Raw genomic sequence first — 2,393 nt, 5'->3', positions numbered from 1 at the left:
TTTTCTGGTTCAATAGATAAGGCTTTGAGATAATATTTTTCAGCATTCTCATAATTCTTTTTTATGTCGTTCAAAAAGTTGGCATAATTTCCAGTGTTATTTACACTTTCTGGTTCAATAGATAAGGCTTTGAGATAATATTTTTCAGCATTCTCATAATCCTTTTTTATGTCCTTCAAAAAGATTGCATAATTTCCATTTAAGCCTGCATTTTCTGGTTCAATAGATAAGGCTTTGAGATAATATTCCTCCAAATCGGAATAGTCTTTTTTAATAAAATGCAAGAAATAGGCATAAGAACCTAACAACCAAGAAGTTTTAGGGAATTTAATTAAGGCTTCGAGATATATGCTTTTTCGTTTTTCAAAATCAGGCTCCTTATCTGCCAAAGTAGAATATTCGTATGCAGAAAGTTCTTTCTTAATTTCGGATTTAGGAGAATTAACTTTTTCAGATTGGATGTTCATTTCATTCAATTGCGTGTTCATAGCCTCTATTCTGCTCTTGGTTATCGCATCTAACTCTTCTTTTATTGGTTTAATTTCATCAAAGACCCATAGTAGTTCCTGCATCATTTCGTCAAATCCATCAATTTCAACATAGGTTCCGTCCATCTGAAGCACTAACTTTTTAACTCGCTCCGAAGGTTCCGTTCCTTTATGGCCACACCAGAAAAAATTACTTGGTTTATTCATTTTTTCAAAATAGGCCATCAGACTGCCATCATTACCACCATAGCCAATTACAATGGGTATGTGGCTACTAAATATATTATCCAAAGGTTCTTTCCAGCCATCGTCAAGTTTATTTATTTCATCAGGATCACTCTTGGGTGACAATAATAGGTCACGATGAATTTTAATAATTAATGGGTGAATTTTCGATGGTCTGGCATAACCACTTAAGGATTCATGCCCACAAACCAAAGGTGTTTTATCTGTATATTGATAAATTGCAGATTCAATTAAGCTGTCAAAATTTGTTGTAAGGACACAATTACCTGATGCTTTGGTTAATACTTGAGCAAGTACAATATGACCAAAAGTAGGATTTGCTGTACGCATGGCTTGAACTAAAAATTCATACCCCGAAGTTTTATCATTTTCAAACCGTTTTCGATAAATGGAACCATAATGGGCTGCGAGGTCTTTTTTATTTATTTTTACATCCTCTATCCATTGCTCCAAATCTTCAGCTGGATATCTGTCATTTATTTCATCAAACCATTTTTGGGCTAATTGTCCGCCTGTGGGTATGCCACTCTTGTAACTTGCACCAGCACCAATAACAAAACAGAACTTTCTATTTTCAGTATTTGTATGAATATCTCTAAGTGTATATTTAAAGGTATGAAGGCTGAGTTTTTTCATAGTTCAGATATGTCTTTTTATTTATGTTGTATATACATTGTTAGCTACTTTAATTTTTTGATTCCCAAATCTTTAGTAATTCAAGAGTTTGAGTTGCCATAATATTCCACTGAATTAATAGCGATTCATAATTTTCTAAATAACTATCTAAAAATTCTGCATTTTTAATTAAATCAGGTGTTGTATCTAAACAATAAAAATCTTCCCACAGTTTTAGAAAGGCTTTATATAAACCAATAGGCACAACAGTACCCATTAATTCATTACCTAAATTCTTTAAATCGTCAATTAATATTTTATCTTCAAATTTTTTACCTTCAATCTTAAAGATTCCTGAAAATAAGAATCCACGTACAATTCTTGCCCAAAATATGGGATAACTTAAAGCCTGAATTCTTTTAAGTTCACCATCAAAACCAGAATAAAGAGTAGCAAATCTTGTCTTAATCATGGCTTTCTTCATTGATTCTTCATCACGTAATTCATTATCAAGGTACTCTAATAAAGTTGAATTTTCATATTTCTTATTATCAGTTATCCCTTTAATTAATAGTTCTTCTGCTTTCTTATTTATGTTTTTTACATTTTCTAATTCAGCTTGATTTATTCCGTATTGATTTGATTCAGTAATAGCATCAAACTTTTCCGATTGCTTTTTCACTATTTCAACAGCTGAATAGCTTTCTAATTGACCTATAGTGTTTATTGATTCAAGAATCTTCTTTGATAATTCAAAAGCATTATGAGTAAGGTCTATACATTTTTGAAACTTATTTTTAATACCGTTTTCATTTGTTGGTTGCCTTTTTATAAAGCTTAAAACTCTATCATTATAGTATTTTTCATAGGCTGATTCATCCTTGATAATTTTTCCGATTGGTAGATTTAAGAATTCATTCATAATATTGAATTTTAGTTAAAAGTATTTGGGTTAGTTATTATTGCAGCTAACTTTTCTAAAAGTGCACAATGGCACTTATTTCTTATTTAAATCTTCAAAAAGTGCACAATACATACTGATAT

2 protein-coding genes are annotated in these 2,393 nt (G+C 30.8%); both read right to left on the bottom strand.

Going from position 1 to position 2,393, the window contains the following annotated elements; translation table 11 throughout:
• The coding region (locus AC4MRQ_RS21125; protein ID WP_491199710.1) for an SIR2 family protein at positions 1–1,370 on the bottom strand (1,370 nt) is incomplete at its 3' end.
• A gap of 49 nt (positions 1,371–1,419) precedes the next feature.
• The gene (locus AC4MRQ_RS21120) at positions 1,420–2,271 is read right to left on the bottom strand and encodes a hypothetical protein (protein ID WP_491199709.1); all 852 of its coding nucleotides are present in this window, start codon (positions 2,269–2,271) and stop codon (positions 1,420–1,422) included.
• Positions 2,272–2,393 lie beyond the last annotated feature (122 nt).

The organism is Carboxylicivirga sp. (genome assembly GCF_982718395.1).
Note: the sequence above shows the minus strand (reverse complement) of the source record. Positions and strands in the feature narration are given on the sequence as shown.

Bases quoted from the DNA above. Each gene is read 5' to 3' on its own strand.
- AC4MRQ_RS21120 (WP_491199709.1), bottom strand. From the start codon at position 2,271: ATGAATGAATTCTTAAATCTACCAATCGGAAAAATTATCAAGGATGAA.